A 19529-nucleotide genomic window follows, 5' to 3' on the forward strand; every position below is an offset into this window, starting at 1 on the left:
TCAGCCTTCCGAACGGGGTTGTTTGTCGCGGGCATAGCCCCACAAATACTGGCCTGGCGCGTGGCGCACCATCGCCTCGACGCCACGGTTCACGGCGGCGGCCACCAACTCGGGCGACACCGTCGCATCGCGCAACTCTGGGGCATCAAACGGGCGCATGTGCATGCAAAAACCTTGGCCAGGCGCCAGTCGCTCGCACCACGTCAAGATCACTTGCGCGCCGGTTTGTTGGGCCAATTTGCCCAGCAGCGTCATGGTGTACACATCGCGACCAAAGAAAGGCGCCCACACACCTTGGCCCAAGGGCGGCACTTGGTCGGGCAAGATGGCGGTGTAACCGCCCTTGCGCAAGGTACGAATCAGCGTGCGTACGCCCGCCAATGACGTGGGCGCGGAATCTAAAAAGGGACGGGTGCGGGCATTCGCCACCAAGGGCTCCAGCCACGCTTTGCGCGCCGGACGAAACAAGGCCACCAGAGGCCCGAAACGAGGACCAAATTTTTCGGCAATCGCTTGCGCGCCGATTTCCCAGCTGCCCAAATGCGGCGACAAAATGATGACACCTTGCCCCGCCTGCATCGCGGCTTCAAAGTGCTCGGCGCCGTCCCACTGAACGACGTCATTCAAGGTGGCGCTGTGCGGGCGCATCCAGACCCAAGGCAACTCAGCCACCATCATGCCAATCGCGGCCACCGCGGGGCGTGCGTCACGCCACGCCACGCCCGCGGCCTGCACATTGGCTTTGAAATGGCGACGGTAACTCGGCGACATCCACCAAACGACCCAACCCAAAACCGCACCGATGCGTTGCATCAACGGCAGGGGCAGGCGGGCAAGCCAATGGAAAAGTCGTGTCACAGGGGCCATGGGGCTATTTTCAGCACGGGTGGAAGTTCAAATAGAATACCCATTGTCGCTGAGTTAAAGAACTACTTGCAGGGCGACACCACACCCAGGTGTGACGGTCGGGCCAAAGCCCAACCCACTGCTAAAGCGTTCGCCGGGCTCCCCTCAGAGTTGGCAACGCCAACATCAACTGATTGGAGCTTTTTTCATGTCTCACGACTACCTCTTCACCTCCGAGTCCGTCTCGGAAGGCCATCCCGACAAAGTCGCGGATCAAATCTCAGACGCCATCCTCGACGCCATCTTTGAGCAAGACCCGCTCTCACGCGTGGCCGCCGAAACACTGACCAACACCGGCTTGGTCGTCTTGGCGGGCGAGATCACCACGCAAGCCAACGTGGACTACATCCAAGTGGCACGCGACACCATCAAGCGCATCGGCTACGACAACACCGACTACGGCATTGACTACAAAGGCTGTGCGGTTTTGGTGGCTTACGACAAACAGTCCAACGACATCGCCCAAGGCGTGGACCGCGCATCGGACGACTACCTCAACATCGGCGCGGGCGACCAAGGCCTGATGTTTGGCTACGCCTGCAGCGAAACGCCTGAGCTGATGCCCGCCCCCATTTACTACGCCCACCGTTTGGTCGAGCGTCAAGCCCAGTTGCGCAAAGACGGCCGTTTGCCCTTTTTGCGCCCTGACGCCAAGAGCCAAGTGACCATGCGCTATGTGGACGGCAAGCCCCACAGCATTGACACCGTGGTGTTGTCGACCCAGCACAGCCCCGACCAATCGCAATCGCCCACCCAAATGAAGGACAGCTTCATTGAGGCGGTGATTGAAGAAATCATCAAGCCCGTGTTGCCCAAAGCGTGGTTGCAAGACACCAAGTATTTGATCAACCCCACCGGCCGATTCGTCATCGGCGGCCCACAAGGCGACTGCGGCTTGACCGGTCGCAAAATCATTGTGGACACCTACGGCGGCACTTGCCCCCACGGCGGCGGTGCTTTCTCTGGCAAAGACCCCACCAAGGTGGACCGCTCAGCCGCCTACGCAGCACGCTATGTGGCCAAAAACATCGTGGCGGCAGGCTTGGCCACGAAGTGCCAAATTCAAGTGGCCTACGCGATTGGCGTGGCGCGCCCCATGAACATCACGGTGAACACCGAAGGCACGGGCGTGATCGCTGACGACAAAATCGCCGCCTTAGTGGCCGAGCACTTTGACCTGCGCCCCAAAGGCATCATCCAAATGCTCGACCTGCTGCGCCCGATTTACAGCAAGACCGCAGCGTACGGCCACTTCGGCCGTGAAGAACCTGAGTTCACTTGGGAGCGCACGGACAAGGCTGCGGTCTTGAAAGCAGCGGCTGGTTTGAAGTAAGCACACAGCGCGCAGAAACAAAAAGGCCCTTCGTTTTTGACGAGGGGCCTTTTTCTTTGAAGTCCATCACGATTCAGACGACTGCTGCAACGCCCACATCTGCGCATAGCGTCCGTTCAGCGCCAACAGCACCCCATGCGAACCTCGCTCCACAATGCGGCCCGCATCCATCACCAAAATTTCGTGCGCATCGACCACGGTGGACAAACGGTGGGCGATGACCAAGGTGGTTTTGTTTTGCGCCGCACTTTGCAACTCGGCCTGAATGGCGCGTTCGTTGGCGCTGTCCAGCGCTGAGGTGGCTTCGTCAAAAATCACAATCGGTGGGTTCTTCAGCAAGGTGCGGGCAATCGCCACGCGCTGCTTTTCACCGCCCGACAACTTCAAGCCACGCTCACCCACCATCGTGTCGTAGCCTTTGGGCGTGGCCGCGATGAAGTCGTGAATGTGCGCGGCGCGTGCGGCTTGCACCACCTCGGCCTCGGTCGCATCGGTGCGGCCATAGGCAATGTTGTAGCGCACGGTGTCGTTGAACAGCACGGTGTCTTGCGGCACGATGCCCATGGCGCGGCGCACACTGCCTTGTGTGACGTGGCGAATGTCTTGACCGTCGATGGTGATCGCGCCCGACCCCACGTCATAAAAGCGAAACAGCAAGCGCGCCAAGGTGGACTTACCCGAGCCAGACGGCCCCACCACTGCCACCGTTTTGCCCGCAGGGATCTCAAAGCTGATGCCGTGCAAGATAGGGCGCGATGCCTCGTAGGCGAACACCACCGACTCAAACTTCACCGACGGCGGCCCGCTCAACTGCAAGCCAGGCGCACTGGGCGCATCTGCCACTTCGCGCTCTTTTTCGAGCAAGGTGAACATGCGGTCAAGGTCGGTCAAGCTTTGTTTGATTTCGCGGTACAGCACGCCCAAAAAGTTCAATGGGATGTAGAGCTGAATCATGAAGGCGTTGATCATCACCAAGTCGCCCAAGGTCATGCGGCCCTCCACCACGCCTTGCGTGGCACGCCACAGCATGCCCACCAAGGCCACGGCGATGATGAGCTGCTGCCCCGTGTTGAGCAACGACAACGAGGTTTGCGCTTTCAGCCGCGCACGGCGCAAAGCCTCTAGGCTCTTGTCGTAACGCGAAGCCTCGAAGGCTTCGTTGTTGAAGTATTTGACGGTTTCGTAATTGAGCAGCGAGTCCACGGCTTTGGTGTGCGCCGCCGAATCAAACTCGTTGGCTTGACGGCGGTATTGGGTACGCCATTCGGTCACGCTGATGGTGAAGACGATGTACAGCGCCAACGCCGCCAGCGTGATGCCCGCGAACCACACATCAAACTTCACCGCCAAGATGCTGAGCACCAAGGCCACCTCAATCAGCGTGGGCACCACGCTGTAAAGCGAATACGAAATGAGCGATTCAATGCCCCGCACGCCGCGCTCGATGTCGCGCGTCATGCCCCCCGTTTGACGCTCCAAATGAAAACGCAGACTCAAAGCATGCAAGTGCTGAAACGTCTCCAATGCAATTTGCCGTGCCGCGCCTTGGGTGGCTTTGGCAAACACCAATTCACGCAACTCGGTGAAGGCAGACACCGACAAACGCAGCGCGCCGTAGACCAGCAACAAAGCCACGGGCACCACCAACACCGCCTGCGGATCGCCCGGCTTGATGGACATGTCATCGATCAAGTTCTTCAACAAAATCGGCACGCTGACGTTGGCCACCTTAGCGCCAATCATGAACGTCAGCGCCATCAAGACACGCCATTTGTATTGCCACAAATAGGGGAAAAGCCGTTTCAGCGTTTCGCGATCTGGGCGCTGTTTGACGGTGGTAACGCCTTGCGGCGCGCTAGAAGAGTGGGCGTGATGACGCATGTTGCACAATGACCAAGAGTTATCTTTCAATTGTGCCTATGTCCTCACCTGTCAATCCCCACGCCGTGCCTTTGCCCACTGATCAAGAATTGGTGCTCAAAGTCATTCCTATGCCCGCTGACTGCAATGCCAACGGCGATATTTTTGGTGGCTGGGTGATGGCACAAGTCGACTTGGCTGGGGCCGTGCTGCCCGCCCGCTATGTGCGCGGACGCATGGCCACGGTGGCGGTGAACGAGTTCATCTTCAAGCAGCCGGTGAAAGTGGGCGATATTTTGAGTTTCTTCTCACGCGTGCAGCGCATTGGCAACACCTCGATCACCGTCAGCGTCGAAGTGTTTGCCGAACGCTTTCACACACAAGGGGAATACATGAAGGTCACGCAGGCCATGCTCACTTACGTCGCGATTGACGAGCAAGGCAAACCTCGCCAAATCCCCAAAGGCTGAGCGTTAAGAAACGATGTAGGCGGCTGCGCCCGTCGACATCAGCGTGCCATCAGGCCCGCGAAACTCCATGCGTGATGACCCCACACGCGAGCCCACGCGCAAGGCATGGGCGTGGATGGTGAAGTGCTCACCAATGCCGGGGCGCAAATAATCCACACGCAAGTCGATGGTTCCCAACTTGGTGAAGCGCTGCAGACGTTGCTCAGGCGCTTCGTTCATGTGCTTGGCGGCCAACGCAGCCATGACGGCGGCGCTGCCAATCGCATCGAGCACGGCGCTGATGACGCCGCCGTGGATGCGGTTGTAGCCGTAATGCCCCACCAACTCGGGCTTCATGTCAATGCGCGCCACCACCTCTTCAGGGGTAACGCTGACCAACTTGAGCCCCAAGGTTTTGTTGAAGACAATCTTTTCTTCATAAATTTGACGAAAGCCTTCTAGGTACTCAGGCTCAAGGACCACGGGAATCTCAGGACGTTGCGGCATGCCGGTTGACTTTCTTGGGTGCAGGTCGTGCTTAGAGTTTGGAAAAATCAGGCTTGCGTTTTTCCATGAAGGCACCAAAGGCTTCTTTGGCGGCAGGCTCACGCAACATACGGCCAAAAGAAACGCCCTCTTCTGCCATTTGCGCTTTGATTTGCGCGGCTTGGCCTTGCTTCATCAAGCGCTTGGTCTCGACGAGCGACGTGATCGGCTTAGCCGCCAATTTGCGGGCCTGTGCTTGCGCGTAGTTGTTCAACTCCAACGGCGGCACCACGCGGTTGACCAAGCCCACTTCTTGCGCCGCTTCCGCCATGAAGGGCTCGCCCATCAACAGCGCTTCAGCGGCACGGTGGTAACCCATCATCTGCGGCACCAACAGACTGGAAGCAGCCTCGGGACACAAGCCCAAATTCACAAAGGGCATGGAGAACGCGGCGTTGTCACCGGCATACACCAAATCGCAATGGAACAACAAGGTGGTGCCAATGCCCACCGCAGGTCCCGCCACCGCCGCAATGACGGGCTTGGGGAACGACGCAATGTTGCGCAAAAAGCGGAACACCGGCGAGTCTTGGCCTGCCGGCGGGTTGTTCAAAAAGTCAGCAATGTCGTTGCCTGCACTGAAGATGGTTTCGTGGCCCTGAATGACCACCACGCGCACGGCGGCATCTTGCTCGGCCTGTTCGATGGCATCGGCCAAAGCCGCGTACATGGCCGAGGTGATGGAGTTCTTTTTATCGACGCGGTTGAAGGTGAGCGTCATCACGCCTTGGTCAATGTGGTTCAGGATATCGGTCATCGTTCGCTCCATTAAGGCTGACGCAGCCAAGTTTGTGTGCGGTAGAACGGGCCAATGTAGCCACGCACCTGCAGTTTTTTACCGCCCTCTTTCGGCACCATTTTCACGGTGTAGTCTTTGCCGTTTTCGGGGTCTAAGATTTTTCCGCCGCCAGCCCACAAGTGCTCGGCCAAGGGTTCAGGCTTGACGCCACGGATGATCTCCATGCCGATGATGTCTTGGCCTTTGCGATCGTCCTTGCAGTCTTCGCAGGTTTTTTTGGCATGGGGATCTTGACGCAGTGACTTGACCACGCGACCACTCAACACACCACCCTTATCCACAATTTGGATTTCGGCCTTGGCCTCACCCGTGTTGTCATCGATGGTGTGCCACGTGCCCACGGGCGTCATTTGAGCGAAGCTGCTGGCTGCACCGAAGAAGGCAAAGGCCAGCAAGCATTTGAAGTTTTGTCGTTTCATAAGCAGGTGAATTTACAACATTGTCGTGACGCCAAAATTAGGCGAACACCGCGTCTGTCTCCATCAGCACAGCCGAGCCTGCGCGCGCAGTCGCCATGAGCGATGCGGTCTCGGGGAACAGCTTGGCAAAGTAAAAGCGCGCGGTTTGCAGCTTGGCTTGGTAGAACGTGTCGCGGTTGCCTTCTGCAATTTTTTGCAAAGCCACTTGGGCCATGCGTGCCCAGAAATAACCAAACACCAAGTGCCCAGCCACGCGCAAGTAGTCGACCGCAGCGGCGCCCACTTCGTCCGCGTTTTGCAAGGCTTTGTAACCAATCTCGCCTGTGAACTGCGTCATTTGCTGGCCCAACTTGGCCAATGGGTTGATGAACTCGGCCATGTCTTCGTTGCCCTGCTCGGCCATCACCAGCTCGGTGATGTGTGCGCCAAACTTCTTTAAAGTGGCGCCTTGGTTGCCCAAAACTTTGCGGCCCAACAAGTCCAGACTTTGGATGGTGTTGGTGCCTTCGTAAATCATGTTGATGCGGGCATCGCGCACGTATTGCTCCATGCCCCATTCACGGATAAAGCCGTGGCCACCAAACACTTGCATGCACGCCGACGTGGATGTCCACGCGTTGTCGGTGATGAAGGCTTTGACGATGGGTGTGAGCAAGGCCACCATCTCTGCCGAGTCGGCACGCACGGCGGCATCGGGGTGGTTCAACTCACGGTCAATCAACAAAGCGCAATACAAACTCAAGGCACGACCGCCTTCGGCATAGGCCTTGGCCGTGAGCAGCATCTTGCGGACGTCGGGGTGAACCAAGATGCTGTCTGCGGGTTTGCTGATGTCTTTGGGGCCCGTCAAGCTGCGCGATTGAATGCGGTCTTTGGCATAGGCCACCGCGTTTTGATAGGCCACTTCGGTCAAGCCCAGCGATTGCATGCCCACGCCAATGCGAGCGGCGTTCATCATCACAAACATCGCCGCCAAACCTTTGTTGGGCTGACCCACCATCGTGCCCACCGCTCCGTCGAGCACCATTTGGCACGTGGCGTTTCCGTGAATGCCCATCTTGTGCTCCAAGCCGCCACAGTAAATGCCGTTGCGCTCGCCCACGCTCCCATCGCTGTTGACGTTGAACTTGGGCACCACAAACAGGCTGATGCCTTTGCTGCCCGCGGGCGCATCGGGCAAGCGTGCCAACACCAAGTGAACGATGTTGCTCACCATGTTGTGCTCTCCGGCGCTGATGAAAATTTTGTTGCCCGTGATGCGGTACGTGCCGTCCGCCTGCGGCTCCGCCTTGGTGCGCAAAAGTCCAAGATCGGTGCCGCAATGCGGCTCGGTCAGGCACATGGTGCCCGTCCATTCGCCACTGGTGAGCTTGGGCAAGTACAGGGCTTTTTGCGCGTCTGTGCCGTGCGCGTGCAGGGCTTCGTAAGCACCGTGCGAGAGGCCGGGGTACATGGTCCACGCTTGGTTGGCGCTGTTGAGCATTTCGTAAAAACATTGGTTCACCACAATCGGCAAGCCTTGACCGCCATAAGCGGGGTCGCAACTCAAAGCAGGCCAGCCGCCTTGCACATATTGGTCAAACGCCGCTTTGAAACCATCGGGCGTGCTCACTTCATGCGTGTCACGGTCCAGCGTGCAGCCTTGGGCATCGCCAATTTGATTGAGCGGGAACAGTACTTCAGAGGCGAATTTGCCGCCCTCTTCGAGCACCGCAGCAATCGTGTCGGCATCGATCTCGGCATGCTTGGGCATGGCTTTGAAATCGTCGGTGACATGCAGCACATCGTGCAGCACAAATTGCATATCGCGCAGAGGTGGGGTGTAGCTGGGCATGAAAAACTCCTTACTTTTTAGCGGGGGTTCGGCTGCGCTTGGCAGCGGGTGGAGACACGGAAGGGATAGCGGGCTCTGGGGCCGCGAGAGGGGTTTGTGCGCCGTAGCGTTGCAAGATGTTTTCGAAGCCGCGCGTGGTGCGCTCCAATGATTTGGAGGAGCGCAAAAATCTGGCCTCGTATTGCAGCGCCAAAATCAAACCGTGCACTTCAAACACCATTTGTTCGGCATCAATGTGGGCCGCCAAATGACCTTCCTCACACGCCTGCACAACAGCGCGGTACACCGCAGCCAACCAGGTTTTGACCGAACTGGCCAAGGCATCGCGCACGGGGCCGGGTCGATCGTCAAACTCAGCGGCACCGCTGATGTAGAGACAACCGGTGTCAATTTCAGCGGAGGTGCGTTTGGTCCAATTGGCAAACAGTTGACGCAAGCGCGGCAAACCGCGTTCTGCCTTGAGCGCGGGGTAGAACACCTCGGCCTCAAAGCGCTCGTGGTACTCACGCACCACCGACAATTGCAGTTCTTCGCGCGAGCCAAAGTGGGCAAACACACCCGACTTGCTCATGCGCGCCACTTCGGCCAAAGCGCCAATGCTCAAACCTTCCAAACCAATTTGCGTGGCCAAGCCCAAAGCGGCATCCACAATGGCGGCTTTGGTTTGCTGGCCTTTTTGCAAGGCCCGGTTTTCGACCGGCTGGGCTTTGTGGGTAACAGTCATGACAGACCACTTAAAAAGAACGACCGTGCTATTTTGCATGAAATTAAACTCTTCCCATGACTGCCACCCGAATACTCGCCATCCGCCACGGGGAAACCACCTGGAACGTGGACACCCGCATCCAAGGTCAACTCGACATCGACCTCAATGACACCGGTCGCTGGCAAGCCCAGCGCGTCGGCCACGCTTTGGCGCAAGAGCCCATTGCCGCCGTGTACAGCAGCGACTTGAAACGCGCGTTTGAAACAGCCCGAGCGATTGCCGAATCGCCCGCCCGCTTGGCCCTCAACAGCACCGCCTCAGCGTTAAATGTGACCGCGCACACAGGCTTGCGGGAGCGTCACTTTGGTCATCTGCAAGCGCAAACATGGACTCAAATCGAAACCGGCTGGCCAGAGGACGCCAAGCTCTGGCGCAGCCGCGACCCGCATTGGGCGCCGGAAGGTGGCGAGTCATTGATCGCGTTACGCGCACGCATTGCGCAATGTGTCGACGAACTGGCCAGTCAACATGTGGGGGAGCAAATTGTGTTGGTGGCGCACGGCGGCGTGATGGATGTGCTGTACCGATTGGCCACCAATCAAGACACGCAAACCCCGCGCACTTGGCATTTGGGCAACGCCGCCATCAACCGCTTGCTGTGGACGCCACAGGGTTTGAGCTTGGTGGGCTGGGGCGATGTGTCGCACTTTGACGAAAGTGCCACAGGGCCTCGCGACGAAACAACAGCCTAAGCGGTAAGGTGGCAAGCGCCGAGCCTCACCTGCGCGCATCAGTCGTCAGACAAGCCCGAGTGCGATTTGGGCGGCGTGACACCCAAATGCCGATACGCCGCCAAGGTGGCGATGCGGCCACGCGGGGTGCGCTGCAAATAGCCCTGCTGAATCAAGAACGGTTCGATCACATCCTCAATCGTGTCGCGCTCCTCACCGATGCTGGCGGCAATGTTGTCCAAGCCCACAGGACCACCATCGAAACGGTGAATCACCGCTTCAAGCAGCTTGCGGTCCATCAAATCAAACCCTTGCGGGTCCACATCCAACATCGCCAGCGCTTTGTTGGCCATGTCTTGGGTGATGCGGCCATTGCCCTTCACATCGGCGTAGTCACGCACGCGGCGCAACAAACGGTTGGCAATGCGCGGCGTGCCGCGTGAGCGACGGGCGATCTCGAACCCGCCATCCACATCCATCGGCGTGTTCAACAAGCCAGCGCTGCGAATGACGATGCGCTGCAACTCTTCGGCGGTGTAAAACTCCAAGCGCGACACGATGCCAAAACGGTCACGCAACGGGTTGGTCAACATGCCCGCACGCGTGGTCGCCCCCACCAAAGTGAAGGGCTGCAAATCGAGTTTGATGCTGCGCGCCGCAGGGCCTTCGCCAATCATGATGTCGATTTGGTAGTCCTCCAACGCGGGGTACAAAATCTCTTCCACCACGGGTGACAAACGGTGAATCTCATCGATGAAGAGCACATCGTTTTTCTCAAGGCCGGTCAGCAAAGCCGCCAAATCTTTGGGTTTTTCCAGCACGGGGCCGCTGGTGGAGCGCAGGTTCACGCCCAACTCTTGCGCAATGATGTGGCTCAACGTGGTCTTGCCCAAACCGGGCGGGCCAAACAACAACACATGGTCCAAGGCCTCGCCGCGCTTGCGGGCTGCGCCAATGAAAATCTCCAACTGCTCGCGCACCTTCATCTGCCCCACGTACTCTTGCAGCAGCTTGGGCCGCAAGGCGCGTTCAATCGCCTCTTCGTTGGGCGAGACGGGGGCGGCAGACACCACGCGCGCAGGCACGGGGGTGGGGGCGAAGTCGTCAGTTTGAATGCTCATGCTTTATTTCGCCAGTGACTTGAGGGCTAGCTTGATGCCGTCACTCACACCCACATCCGCGGGCAACAACTTGAGGGCGGCAGACGCTTCTTTGTCGCTGTAACCCAGCGCCAGCAAAGCTTGCAAGATGTCGCTTTGGTGGTCGGGCGTGGAGAACATATTGGGCCCGAGGTCTGCACCCAATTTGCCTTTGAGCTCCAGCAACAAACGCTCTGCCGTCTTCTTGCCAATGCCTGGCACTTTGGTGAGTCGGCCCGCGTTTTGATCAGACACGGCACGCGCCAACTCGTCGGCACTCAAACCACTCAAGATGCCAAGCGCCATGCGCGGGCCCACGCCTGAAATTTTGATCAGCAAGCGAAACGTGGCCCGCTCCGATGCGGTGCCAAAGCCAAACAAAATTTGGGCGTCTTCGCGCACCACAAAGTGCGTCAACAAGGACACACGTTCGCCGGTCGCGGGCAGGTTGTAGAAAGTGCTCATGGGCACATCGACTTCGTAGCCCACGCCATTGCAATCCACCAAAACTTGGGGTGGGTTTTTCTCGCTGAGGATGCCTGTTAATTTGCCTATCATTGGGGGACCTTTTTAGGGATTATCGACTTGATTCTTCGCCACACCTTCACCCCGCACAACAACACCTTCCTCTCGCACTTGTGCGGTCCCGTTGACGAACATTTGCGCACCATTGAGTTGGCGCTGAACGTCAAGATTGCCCACCGTCACGAGCAGTTCAAAGTGGATGGCCACAAGGCCAAAGCCACCCGCGCCATGGAAGTGCTGCAAGCCCTGTACGAGCGAGCCGAGCGCCCCATTCCGGCCGAGCAGGTGCAACTCATGCTCGCGGGCGACGCGGCGATGGACGAAGACAACAGCCCAGCCCTCAACACCCGTCGCACCGACTTGCGCGCGCGCACGCCCAATCAAGCCATGTACTTGGACAACATTGCAGCGCACGACATCACGTTTGGCATTGGCCCAGCCGGCACCGGCAAAACCTATTTGGCGGTGGCTTGCGCGGTGGACGCACTGGAACGCAGCGCGGTGCAACGCATTGTGCTGACCCGCCCCGCCGTGGAAGCGGGCGAAAAGCTAGGCTTCTTGCCCGGCGATTTGGGCCAAAAGGTGGACCCCTATTTGCGTCCCTTGTACGACGCGCTGTACGACCTGATGGGCTACGACCGCGTGCAAAAAGCCTTCGAGCGCAATGCGATTGAAATTGCGCCGTTGGCCTTCATGCGCGGGCGCACGCTGAACAACGCGTTTGTCATCTTGGATGAGGCGCAAAACACCACGCCCGAGCAAATGAAAATGTTCCTGACCCGCGTGGGCTTTGGTGCCAAGGCGGTGGTGACGGGCGATGTGAGTCAAATCGACCTGCCCAAGGGCCAACTCAGCGGCTTGATCGATGCCGAGCGCGTGCTCAAGCGGGTGAAGGGCATTTCGGTCACCCACTTCACCAGCGCCGATGTGGTGCGTCACCCCTTGGTGGCGCGCATCGTCGATGCATACGATGCATCGCGCGGCACCACCACCGGCGCGCCGGTGCGCAAACGCTCTTAATTTTTGAAGCAGCGGATCTTCAACCCCGCAGCCATTCAACCTGTCAGCCCTTCACGCAAACTTCACCATGGCGCTCAAACACCTTCAACTCTCTTTGCAATTTGGCGACGTGCCTTACGCCGCGCGCCACCGTGCCGCGCTGCCGCGTCACTTTGTGGCCCGCTGCATCCGCCATGCGCTGGTCGACGATGCAGAAATCACCGTGCGCATCGTCAACGCCGAAGAGGGCCAAGCCCTCAACAGCAGCTATCGCAAAAAAGATTACGCCACCAACGTGCTGACCTTTGACTACGCGCAAGAGCCCGTGGTCATGGCGGACTTGGTGCTGTGCGCGCCCGTGGTGGCCCAAGAAGCCAAAGAGCAAGGCAAAACCCTGCAAGCGCACTACGCGCACTTGCTGGTGCATGGTGCCTTGCACGCCCAAGGCTGGGACCACGAAACCAGCACCCAAGACGCCGAAGAGATGGAAGCCTACGAGATCGACATCTTGGCTGGACTGGGGTTCAAAAACCCTTATAAATCCTGAATGCGCGCCAGTCAGCCAAGCGAGAATCTGATGCCCATCGCGCTTAGCGCGGCTAAACGCGGCTTAGCGCCCTGCCGTGTCTTCCAGCAAGCGCACGCGCACGGTCTTGCCTTTGACGCGGCCTGCGCTCAAACGCTTGACGGCTTCACGCGCAATGCTGCGCTCCACGGCCACGTAAGTTGAAAACTCGTTCACGTTGATCTTGCCCACTTGGTCTTTGGTGAAACCGGCATCGCCCGTGAGCGCGCCCAATACGTCGCCCGCGCGAATTTTTTCTTTGCGACCACCCACAATTTGCAGCGTCGCCATCGGGGGCTGCAAGACGCCGCCCGCAGCAGGCGTCAAGCTGTTGAGCGGCGCCCAAGTGGACTCGCGGCCCTGCAACTGCTCAATCTTGCCCACGCTGCCCATTTCGTCCATGCTGGCCAGCGACAGCGCCAAACCTTCGGCGTCGCCGCGACCGGTACGGCCAATGCGGTGGATGTGAATTTCTGAATCAGGCGTCACATCGACGTTGATCACGGCCTCTAAGTTGGCCACGTCCAAGCCGCGCGCAGCCACGTCGGTGGCCACCAACACCGAACAGCTGCGGTTGGCAAATTGCACCAGCACTTGGTCACGTTCGCGTTGCTCCAACTCGCCAAACAAGGCCAAGGCACTGAAGCCTTGGGCTTGCAACACGGCCACCAAATCGCGGCATTGCTGCTTGGTGTTGCAAAACGCCAGGGTGGACTCAGGGCGAAAGTGGTTCAGCAGCAAGGACACCGCGTGCAAGCGCTCGCTGTTGGACACTTCGTAAAAGATTTGTTTGATTTTTTGCGCATCGTGCTGCGCCTGCACCTTGACGGTTTGGGGCTCACGCATGAACTGCGCGGACAGCTTGGCAATGCCTTCGGGGTACGTGGCCGAAAACAACAGCGTTTGGCGGTCTTTCGGGCATTGACGGACCACTTTGACGATGTCCTCAAAAAAGCCCATGTCCAGCATGCGGTCGGCCTCGTCCAGCACCAAGGTTTTCACGCCCTGCAGGCTCAAAGAGCCACGCTCCAAATGGTCCATGATGCGGCCGGGGGTGCCCACCACCACATGCGCACCGTGCTCAAGACTCAGCGTTTGACCGCGCAGGGCCACGCCGCCACACAAAGTCACCACTTTGATGTTGCCCACCGCGCGCGCCAAACGACGCAGCTCTTGCGTGACTTGGTCAGCCAACTCCCGCGTGGGACACAGCACCAAGGCTTGGGCATCGAACTGGGCGGCGTCGAGTTTTTCGACCAAGGGAATGCCAAATGCGGCGGTCTTGCCGCTGCCGGTGCTGGCTTGCGCGATCAGGTCCCGGCCAGCCAAGGTCAGGGGCAAGCTGGCGGCTTGAATGGGGGTCATCTGGGTGTAGCCCAGCTGCGTGAGGTTATCGAGCGTTGCGGCCGCGAGGCTCAAGGCGGCAAAAGAGGAAGCTGTGTTTTTTGAATCGGTCATGCACCGATTATCGTGATCGGGATGGTCACAGGGCCATCGTTGACCAAATGCACTTTCATATCCGCGCCAAAGACGCCTGTTTGCACGTTCGCGTGCTGCACTTTGGCTTGCGCCACAAAGGCGTCGTACAAGCGACGTCCCTCGTCGGCAGAGGCCGCGCTGGTGAAACTGGGGCGGGTGCCACTGCGGGTGTCTGCGGCCAAGGTGAATTGGCTCACCACCAGCAAGCCGCCCGCCACATCGTTGACGCTGTGGTTCATCTTGCCCGTCTCGTCATAGAAGACGCGCAGCTTCAAAATTTTGTCGAGCATTTTCTGGCCCACGGCTTCTGTGTCGCCCTTTTCTGCGCACAACAACACCATCAAACCTTGGCCAATTTCGCCCACCGTTTGGCCGTCGATCACCACACGGGCCTCACTCACCCGTTGCAATACCGCTTTCATCGTTTCAACAACCTTTGTTTGTGTCTGACGTGGGTTAAATTAAATCGCGCGGGTCATCAAAATGGGCTTCCACATCACTGGGCAACAGCTGAATCGTGGCGCGCAAACCAGGCACGGTGCTCATCAAGGCTTGCTCCACACTGGCACGCAAAGCGGCGGCACGGCCCAGCGACCACTCCGCAGGCATGTGCATGTGCATGTCCACAAACCGACGCTGCCCGGCTTTGCGGGTGGTCACATGGTCAAAACGCACGATGTGCACCGTCTCACCCGACGCTGCGCCGCGGCCATGGCGGCTGTGCGAAAAATCGTGCAGCACCTCTTGGATTTGAGCCAGCACATCAGGCTCCACCGCCTCGTCCATCAAGCCTTGCGAAGCGCTCCAAATGAGGTGCCAGCCTTCTTTCAAAATATTCAAAGCCACACCTATCGCGACCACAGCATCCAGCCACAGCCAACCCGTCCAGCTGACCAAGCCAATGCCGATCACCACGCCCGCAGAGGTCCAAACATCGGTGACCAAATGGCGGGCATCGGCCTCAAGCGCGATGGAGCGATGCGTCTTGGCGGCACGAAACATGACCCATGCCAACACGCCATTGAGCGCCGAACTGGCCACTGACAACGCCAAGCCCAAACCGACTTGTTCCAGCGGTTGTGGGTCAAAAATACGATGACTGGCCGCCCACACGATGCCCAACGCCGCCACCACGATGAGGATGCCCTCAAAGCCTGACGAAAAGTACTCCGCCTTGTGATGACCATACGGATGATCCTCGTCAGCAGGTCGAGCCGCAATGGTGACCATCATCAAGCCGAACACAGCACTCGCCAAGTTCACCAACGACTCCATGGCGTCCGACAACAAACCGACCGAGTCGGTCAGCCACCACGCCAAAGTTTTCAGACCGATGGTGATGCAGGCCACGAGCACCGACACCCACAGCAAGCCTTGAGGGGAAAGCCATTTCGATGGAGGTGTTTGGTTGTTCATGCCTGGCGATCAGCTGAGCGTGACACGCGCGAATTTGCGCTTGCCCACTTGCACCACGAAGGTACCGGCATCGAGCTTCAAGCCTTTGTCGCTGACGACGCTGGAATCCACACGCACGCCACCGCCGTCGATCAAGCGATTGGCTTCGCTGCTAGAAGGCGCCAAGCCTGCTGCTTTGAGCAACGCACCAATGCCCATGGGCGCGCCGCTGAGCGAGACCTCTGGAATTTCATCGGGCACGCCGCCTTTGCTGCGATTGATGAAGTCTTGCTCCGCGGCCTCGGCCGCTGCGGCGCCGTGAAAACGAGAGGTGATTTCTTTGGCCAAGGCCACCTTGGCATCTTTGGGGTTGCGCCCGCCTTCGATTTCTTTTTTCAGCGCCTCAATGTCGGCCATCGACTTGAATGACAACAAGGTGTACCAACGCCACATGAGCACGTCAGAGATGGACAACACCTTGGCAAACATGGTGTTGGGTGCTTCGCTGATGCCGATGTAGTTGTTCTTGGACTTGGACATTTTTTCAACGCCGTCCAAACCTTCGAGCAAGGGCATGGTCAAGATGCATTGCGCTTCTTGGCCGTACTCGGCTTGCAAATGGCGGCCCATCAACAAGTTGAATTTTTGGTCGGTACCGCCCAGCTCCAAATCAGACTTCAAGGCCACCGAGTCGTAGCCCTGCATCAACGGGTACAAAAACTCGTGCACGCTGATGGGCGTGTTGGCATGGAAGCGGTCATGGAAGTCGTTGCGCTCCATCATGCGCGCCACGGTGTACTTGGACGCGAGCTGAATCATGCCCATCGAGCCCAGCGGAATACACCATTCGCTGTTGTAGCGAATTTCGGTTTTGGCGGGGTCGAGCACCAACGAGGCTTGCTTGTAATACGTCTCAGCGTTCACCTTGATTTGCTCCGGCGTGAGCGGTGGGCGCGTGCTGTTACGGCCCGATGGGTCGCCAATCAAACTGGTGAAGTCGCCAATCAAAAAGATGACTTGATGCCCCAAGTCTTGCAACTGGCGCATTTTGTTGAGCACCACGGTGTGGCCGATGTGAATGTCGGGCGCTGTGGGGTCCAGGCCCAATTTGATGCGCAGAGGTTGACCTGTGGCTTCTGAGCGGGCCAGCTTTTTCAACCAATCGTCGGCGGGAATCAGCTCCTCGCAGCCGCGCTGGGTGACAGCCAAGGCGTCGCGCACACGATCAGAGATAGGGTAAGTATGTAAAGAGGCTTGATTCATAAGGATTTTTTGATGCGCAAGGTATACTTGACGCTTTGGTGTTTGCAGCTGATTTTAGAGGCCGCAGACGTAGGGCCTTGGACACAATCCCCGCCCCCACCGACAGCCGGAGACCTCACCCTTGCTGCAACTCTTTTTCCAGTGGGCACAGCGCCTGCAAAATTTACAAAAGACACATCCCCATCGCACCATGGCTGGCTTTGCCTTGAGCCTGTGCGTCATTGGCGGCGGCGCATTTGCGGTCGGCAATTTGTCGACGAGTATCAGCGGCACGTCGCTGAACCAAGTGGTGGAAAGTGTGTCCACCTTGTCGCTGCCCAGCAACACCGCCACAGACCCCTCGTTGATGCTCTTTCGCTCGGACGTCACGCGCTCCAGCGACACCGCAGACAGCCTGCTCAGCCGCCTTGGCGTGAGCGATGCCGAAGCCAGTGCTTACCTGCGCAATGCGCGCGTGGCACGCAGCCAAATTTTGGCGCGCAATGGTCGCTTGGTCACCGTGGAGGGCGACGAGTCGCGCAATCTCAAACGCTTGACCGTGCGCTGGGCTCCTGACAACGCGACCGATTTTTCGCGCTGGGTGATGGAGCGCACCGCAACTGGCTTTACCGAACGTTTGGAATCGGCCCCGCTGAACGTGAGTACGCGCCACGCCAATGGCGCGATTCAAAGCTCCTTGTTTGCGGCCACCGACGCCGCCGACATTCCAGACAACGTGGCCAGCCAATTGGCCGATATTTTTGCAGGCGACATCGACTTTCACCGTGCGCTACGCAAAGGCGATCGATTTGCGGTGGTCTACGAAACCTTCGAAGCCGATGGCGAAACCTTGCGCTCGGGCCGCGTGGTGTCGGCAGAGTTTGTGAACAACGGCAAGACGCACCAAGCGTTTTGGTTCAAAGAAGCCCGCGCCAAAGAAGGTGGTTACTTCAACGCAGAAGGCGTCAGTCTGCGCCGCTCTTATTTGGCATCGCCCTTGGCGTTTTCACGTGTGAGCAGCGGCTTCAAAATGCGCTTTCACCCGATTTTGCAAACGTGGCGCGCACATTTGGGCGTCGATTACGCAGCCCCTACTGGCACGCCTGTGCGCAGCGTGGGCCAAGGCGTGGTGGACGTCGCAGGCGTTCAAAATGGCTTTGGCAACGTGGTGATCGTCAAGCATGCCAACGGCCAAACCACCGTGTACGCCCATCTGAGCCGCATTGCGGTACGCGTTGGACAACGCGTGGCCCAAGGCGAAACCTTGGGCGCTGTCGGTGCCACGGGCTGGGCGACCGGTCCGCATTTGCACTTTGAATTCCGTGTGAACGGCCAACACAAAGACCCACTCACCATGGCGCGCCAAAGTGACGTGGTGGAAGTGTCGGCAGCGGCACGCACAGAGTTCATGCGTCACGCCACGGCCGCCAAGGTTGACCTTGCCGCCGCTGCAAACGCTCAGCCAAGTCAATCTGAATAAATGTCGGGCCATTACATCGGCTTGATGTCGGGCACATCGCTCGACGGTGTCGATGGTGTGCTGGTCGATTTCAGTCAAGGCACGCCTCGGGTCTTGTCGCACCAAACGCTCGCTTTTGACGACACACTCAAAGCCGAATTGATGGCCTTGAATACCGCTGGGGCCAACGAGCTGCACCGAGGTGCGTTGGCGGCCAACGCTTTGGTGCAGGTGTATGCCCAAGTGGTGCAAGCGCTCTTGACGGCCACAGGTCAAACCGTATCCACCATTCGAGCGATCGGCGCACACGGGCAAACGGTGCGCCATCAACCCGGCCTGTTCGACGGCGTGGGCTACACCCTGCAACTCAACAATCCCTCGCTTTTGGCGGAGTTAACGGGCATCGCTGTCGTCGCCGACTTTCGCAGCCGCGATGTGGCCGCAGGTGGCCAAGGCGCACCTCTGGTGCCGGTGTTTCATCAAGGTGTGTTTGGCAAGGCTGCGCAAACCGTCGCGGTACTCAACATCGGCGGCATTGCCAATGTGAGCGTGCTGTCCGCCCAAGGCGATGTGCTCGGCTTTGATTGCGGCCCTGGCAACGCGTTGATGGACTTCTGGTGCCAACAACACACAGGCCAGCCTTACGATGACAACGGCCAATGGGGGCGTAGTGGGCGAGTCATGGCCCCCTTGCTGCACGCGTTTATGCAAGAACCGTTTTTGCAGCAACCCCCACCGAAAAGCACGGGGCGTGATTTGTTTCATCCTGCGTGGTTAACCGCCCATCTGACCCGCTTTGAGCATGCGTCACCGGCCGATGTCCAAGCCACGTTGACCGAATTCACGGCACAAGCGTGCGCGAACGATGTGCTGCGTCATGCGCCAGATGCGTGCGAATTGATCGTGTGCGGTGGCGGCGCACTGAACGGCTTGTTGATGGCACGTTTACAAGCGGGTTTATCTTCTACCTCGTGCCAAGTGGTGTCATCGGCAGAGCGCGGCATGCCTGCGTTACAGGTGGAGGCCACAGCGTTCGCATGGCTCGCACGCCAAACCGTGCTGGCACAGCCTGGTAATGCACCAAAAGTAACGGGCGCCAAAGGCGCCCGCATCTTGGGTGGCATCTTCCCCGCCTGACGTTGC

20 protein-coding genes are annotated in these 19529 nt (G+C 58.7%); 7 read left to right on the top strand and 13 right to left on the bottom strand.

Annotation, left to right across the window (positions count from 1 at the left end):
* Positions 1-867 carry a lysophospholipid acyltransferase family protein gene (locus tag C5F52_RS16795; RefSeq protein WP_369952799.1) on the bottom strand — a complete coding sequence of 289 codons (867 nt, stop codon included), beginning with the start codon at positions 865-867 and terminating at the stop codon, positions 1-3.
* A gap of 187 nt (positions 868-1054) precedes the next feature.
* Between C5F52_RS16795 and metK the strand changes: the two genes are divergently transcribed.
* On the top strand, positions 1055-2239 hold the full coding sequence (gene metK, locus C5F52_RS16800) for a methionine adenosyltransferase (protein WP_104799504.1): 1185 nt from the start codon (positions 1055-1057) through the stop codon (positions 2237-2239).
* Between the two features lie 66 nt (positions 2240-2305).
* Here the strand turns inward: metK and C5F52_RS16805 are convergent, their stop codons facing one another.
* On the bottom strand, positions 2306-4120 hold the full coding sequence (locus C5F52_RS16805) for an ABC transporter ATP-binding protein/permease (RefSeq protein ID WP_104799505.1): 1815 nt from the start codon (positions 4118-4120) through the stop codon (positions 2306-2308).
* 38 nt (positions 4121-4158) lie between these two features.
* Between C5F52_RS16805 and C5F52_RS16810 the strand changes: the two genes are divergently transcribed.
* Positions 4159-4569, top strand: a complete 411-nt coding sequence (locus C5F52_RS16810) for an acyl-CoA thioesterase (protein WP_104799506.1) — start codon at positions 4159-4161, stop codon at positions 4567-4569.
* A gap of 3 nt (positions 4570-4572) precedes the next feature.
* Here the strand turns inward: C5F52_RS16810 and C5F52_RS16815 are convergent, their stop codons facing one another.
* Genes C5F52_RS16815 through C5F52_RS16835 form a run of 5 tightly spaced genes read right to left on the bottom strand, consistent with a single transcriptional unit; the run spans position 4573 to position 8870 of the window.
* Positions 4573-5055: a thioesterase family protein gene (locus tag C5F52_RS16815; protein ID WP_104799507.1), complete on the bottom strand. Its 483-nt coding sequence runs from the start codon at positions 5053-5055 to the stop codon at positions 4573-4575.
* Between the two features lie 31 nt (positions 5056-5086).
* Positions 5087-5851, bottom strand: a complete 765-nt coding sequence (locus tag C5F52_RS16820; RefSeq protein ID WP_104799508.1) for an enoyl-CoA hydratase — start codon at positions 5849-5851, stop codon at positions 5087-5089.
* 11 nt (positions 5852-5862) lie between these two features.
* Entirely contained in the window at positions 5863-6312 is a 450-nt protein-coding gene (locus C5F52_RS16825; protein ID WP_104799509.1) for a DUF2147 domain-containing protein, read from the bottom strand.
* A gap of 37 nt (positions 6313-6349) precedes the next feature.
* Positions 6350-8146 (bottom strand): acyl-CoA dehydrogenase C-terminal domain-containing protein, encoded by a 1797-nt coding sequence (locus C5F52_RS16830; protein WP_104799510.1) that lies wholly within the window; start codon positions 8144-8146, stop codon positions 6350-6352.
* Between the two features lie 10 nt (positions 8147-8156).
* Entirely contained in the window at positions 8157-8870 is a 714-nt protein-coding gene (locus C5F52_RS16835) for a TetR/AcrR family transcriptional regulator (protein WP_104799511.1), read from the bottom strand.
* Between the two features lie 56 nt (positions 8871-8926).
* On the opposite strand from C5F52_RS16835, the gene C5F52_RS16840 reads away from it, so the two are divergent.
* Positions 8927-9604: a histidine phosphatase family protein gene (locus tag C5F52_RS16840; RefSeq protein WP_104799512.1), complete on the top strand. Its 678-nt coding sequence runs from the start codon at positions 8927-8929 to the stop codon at positions 9602-9604.
* Positions 9605-9642: 38 nt separating this feature from the next.
* Here the strand turns inward: C5F52_RS16840 and ruvB are convergent, their stop codons facing one another.
* A complete protein-coding gene (ruvB, locus tag C5F52_RS16845) occupies positions 9643-10704 on the bottom strand; it encodes a Holliday junction branch migration DNA helicase RuvB (protein ID WP_104799513.1) in 1062 nt (353 codons plus the stop codon).
* A gap of 3 nt (positions 10705-10707) precedes the next feature.
* Entirely contained in the window at positions 10708-11280 is a 573-nt protein-coding gene (gene ruvA / locus C5F52_RS16850; protein ID WP_104799514.1) for a Holliday junction branch migration protein RuvA, read from the bottom strand.
* Between the two features lie 27 nt (positions 11281-11307).
* Here ruvA and C5F52_RS16855 point away from each other — a divergent pair, with 27 nt between their 5' ends.
* On the top strand, positions 11308-12267 hold the full coding sequence (locus C5F52_RS16855) for a PhoH family protein (protein ID WP_104799515.1): 960 nt from the start codon (positions 11308-11310) through the stop codon (positions 12265-12267).
* Positions 12268-12334: 67 nt separating this feature from the next.
* Positions 12335-12793, top strand: a complete 459-nt coding sequence (ybeY, locus tag C5F52_RS16860) for an rRNA maturation RNase YbeY (protein WP_104799516.1) — start codon at positions 12335-12337, stop codon at positions 12791-12793.
* A gap of 63 nt (positions 12794-12856) precedes the next feature.
* Here ybeY and dbpA read toward each other — a convergent pair whose 3' ends face one another.
* From dbpA to tyrS, 4 genes are read right to left on the bottom strand one after another with little or no spacing between them, the layout of a single operon-like run.
* Positions 12857-14269, bottom strand: coding sequence for an ATP-dependent RNA helicase DbpA (dbpA, locus tag C5F52_RS16865; RefSeq protein ID WP_104799517.1), 1413 nt, complete (start codon positions 14267-14269; stop codon positions 12857-12859).
* Positions 14266-14712: a D-aminoacyl-tRNA deacylase gene (gene dtd, locus C5F52_RS16870; RefSeq protein WP_104799518.1), complete on the bottom strand. Its 447-nt coding sequence runs from the start codon at positions 14710-14712 to the stop codon at positions 14266-14268. Before dtd ends, dbpA begins: the two co-directional genes overlap by 4 nt.
* 34 nt (positions 14713-14746) lie before the next feature.
* Positions 14747-15706 (bottom strand): cation diffusion facilitator family transporter, encoded by a 960-nt coding sequence (locus C5F52_RS16875; RefSeq protein ID WP_104799519.1) that lies wholly within the window; start codon positions 15704-15706, stop codon positions 14747-14749.
* A 9-nt stretch (positions 15707-15715) separates the two neighbouring features.
* Complete coding sequence (gene tyrS, locus C5F52_RS16880; RefSeq protein ID WP_104799520.1) at positions 15716-16948, bottom strand: tyrosine--tRNA ligase; 1233 nt, start codon at positions 16946-16948, stop codon at positions 15716-15718.
* Between the two features lie 190 nt (positions 16949-17138).
* On the opposite strand from tyrS, the gene C5F52_RS16885 reads away from it, so the two are divergent.
* On the top strand, positions 17139-18407 hold the full coding sequence (locus tag C5F52_RS16885; protein WP_104799521.1) for a M23 family metallopeptidase: 1269 nt from the start codon (positions 17139-17141) through the stop codon (positions 18405-18407).
* The gene (locus C5F52_RS16890) at positions 18408-19523 is read left to right on the top strand and encodes an anhydro-N-acetylmuramic acid kinase (protein ID WP_104799522.1); all 1116 of its coding nucleotides are present in this window, start codon (positions 18408-18410) and stop codon (positions 19521-19523) included. It abuts the gene before it with no gap.
* The last annotated feature ends 6 nt before the right edge of the window (positions 19524-19529 follow it).

The sequence above is a fragment of the Limnohabitans sp. TS-CS-82 genome (assembly GCF_002943475.1).

Bases quoted from the DNA above. Each gene is read 5' to 3' on its own strand.
- dbpA (WP_104799517.1), bottom strand. From the start codon at position 14,269: ATGACCGATTCAAAAAACACAGCTTCCTCTTTTGCCGCCTTGAGCCTC.
- C5F52_RS16830 (WP_104799510.1), bottom strand. From the start codon at position 8,146: ATGCCCAGCTACACCCCACCTCTGCGCGATATGCAATTTGTGCTGCAC.
- C5F52_RS16890 (WP_104799522.1), top strand. From the start codon at position 18,408: ATGTCGGGCCATTACATCGGCTTGATGTCGGGCACATCGCTCGACGGT.
- tyrS (WP_104799520.1), bottom strand. From the start codon at position 16,948: ATGAATCAAGCCTCTTTACATACTTACCCTATCTCTGATCGTGTGCGC.
- ruvB (WP_104799513.1), bottom strand. From the start codon at position 10,704: ATGAGCATTCAAACTGACGACTTCGCCCCCACCCCCGTGCCTGCGCGC.
- C5F52_RS16875 (WP_104799519.1), bottom strand. From the start codon at position 15,706: ATGAACAACCAAACACCTCCATCGAAATGGCTTTCCCCTCAAGGCTTG.
- C5F52_RS16825 (WP_104799509.1), bottom strand. From the start codon at position 6,312: ATGAAACGACAAAACTTCAAATGCTTGCTGGCCTTTGCCTTCTTCGGT.
- C5F52_RS16820 (WP_104799508.1), bottom strand. From the start codon at position 5,851: ATGACCGATATCCTGAACCACATTGACCAAGGCGTGATGACGCTCACC.
- ybeY (WP_104799516.1), top strand. From the start codon at position 12,335: ATGGCGCTCAAACACCTTCAACTCTCTTTGCAATTTGGCGACGTGCCT.
- metK (WP_104799504.1), top strand. From the start codon at position 1,055: ATGTCTCACGACTACCTCTTCACCTCCGAGTCCGTCTCGGAAGGCCAT.
- dtd (WP_104799518.1), bottom strand. From the start codon at position 14,712: ATGAAAGCGGTATTGCAACGGGTGAGTGAGGCCCGTGTGGTGATCGAC.
- C5F52_RS16835 (WP_104799511.1), bottom strand. From the start codon at position 8,870: ATGACTGTTACCCACAAAGCCCAGCCGGTCGAAAACCGGGCCTTGCAA.
- C5F52_RS16840 (WP_104799512.1), top strand. From the start codon at position 8,927: ATGACTGCCACCCGAATACTCGCCATCCGCCACGGGGAAACCACCTGG.
- C5F52_RS16885 (WP_104799521.1), top strand. From the start codon at position 17,139: ATGGCTGGCTTTGCCTTGAGCCTGTGCGTCATTGGCGGCGGCGCATTT.
- C5F52_RS16795 (WP_369952799.1), bottom strand. From the start codon at position 867: ATGGCCCCTGTGACACGACTTTTCCATTGGCTTGCCCGCCTGCCCCTG.
- ruvA (WP_104799514.1), bottom strand. From the start codon at position 11,280: ATGATAGGCAAATTAACAGGCATCCTCAGCGAGAAAAACCCACCCCAA.
- C5F52_RS16805 (WP_104799505.1), bottom strand. From the start codon at position 4,120: ATGCGTCATCACGCCCACTCTTCTAGCGCGCCGCAAGGCGTTACCACC.
- C5F52_RS16810 (WP_104799506.1), top strand. From the start codon at position 4,159: ATGTCCTCACCTGTCAATCCCCACGCCGTGCCTTTGCCCACTGATCAA.
- C5F52_RS16815 (WP_104799507.1), bottom strand. From the start codon at position 5,055: ATGCCGCAACGTCCTGAGATTCCCGTGGTCCTTGAGCCTGAGTACCTA.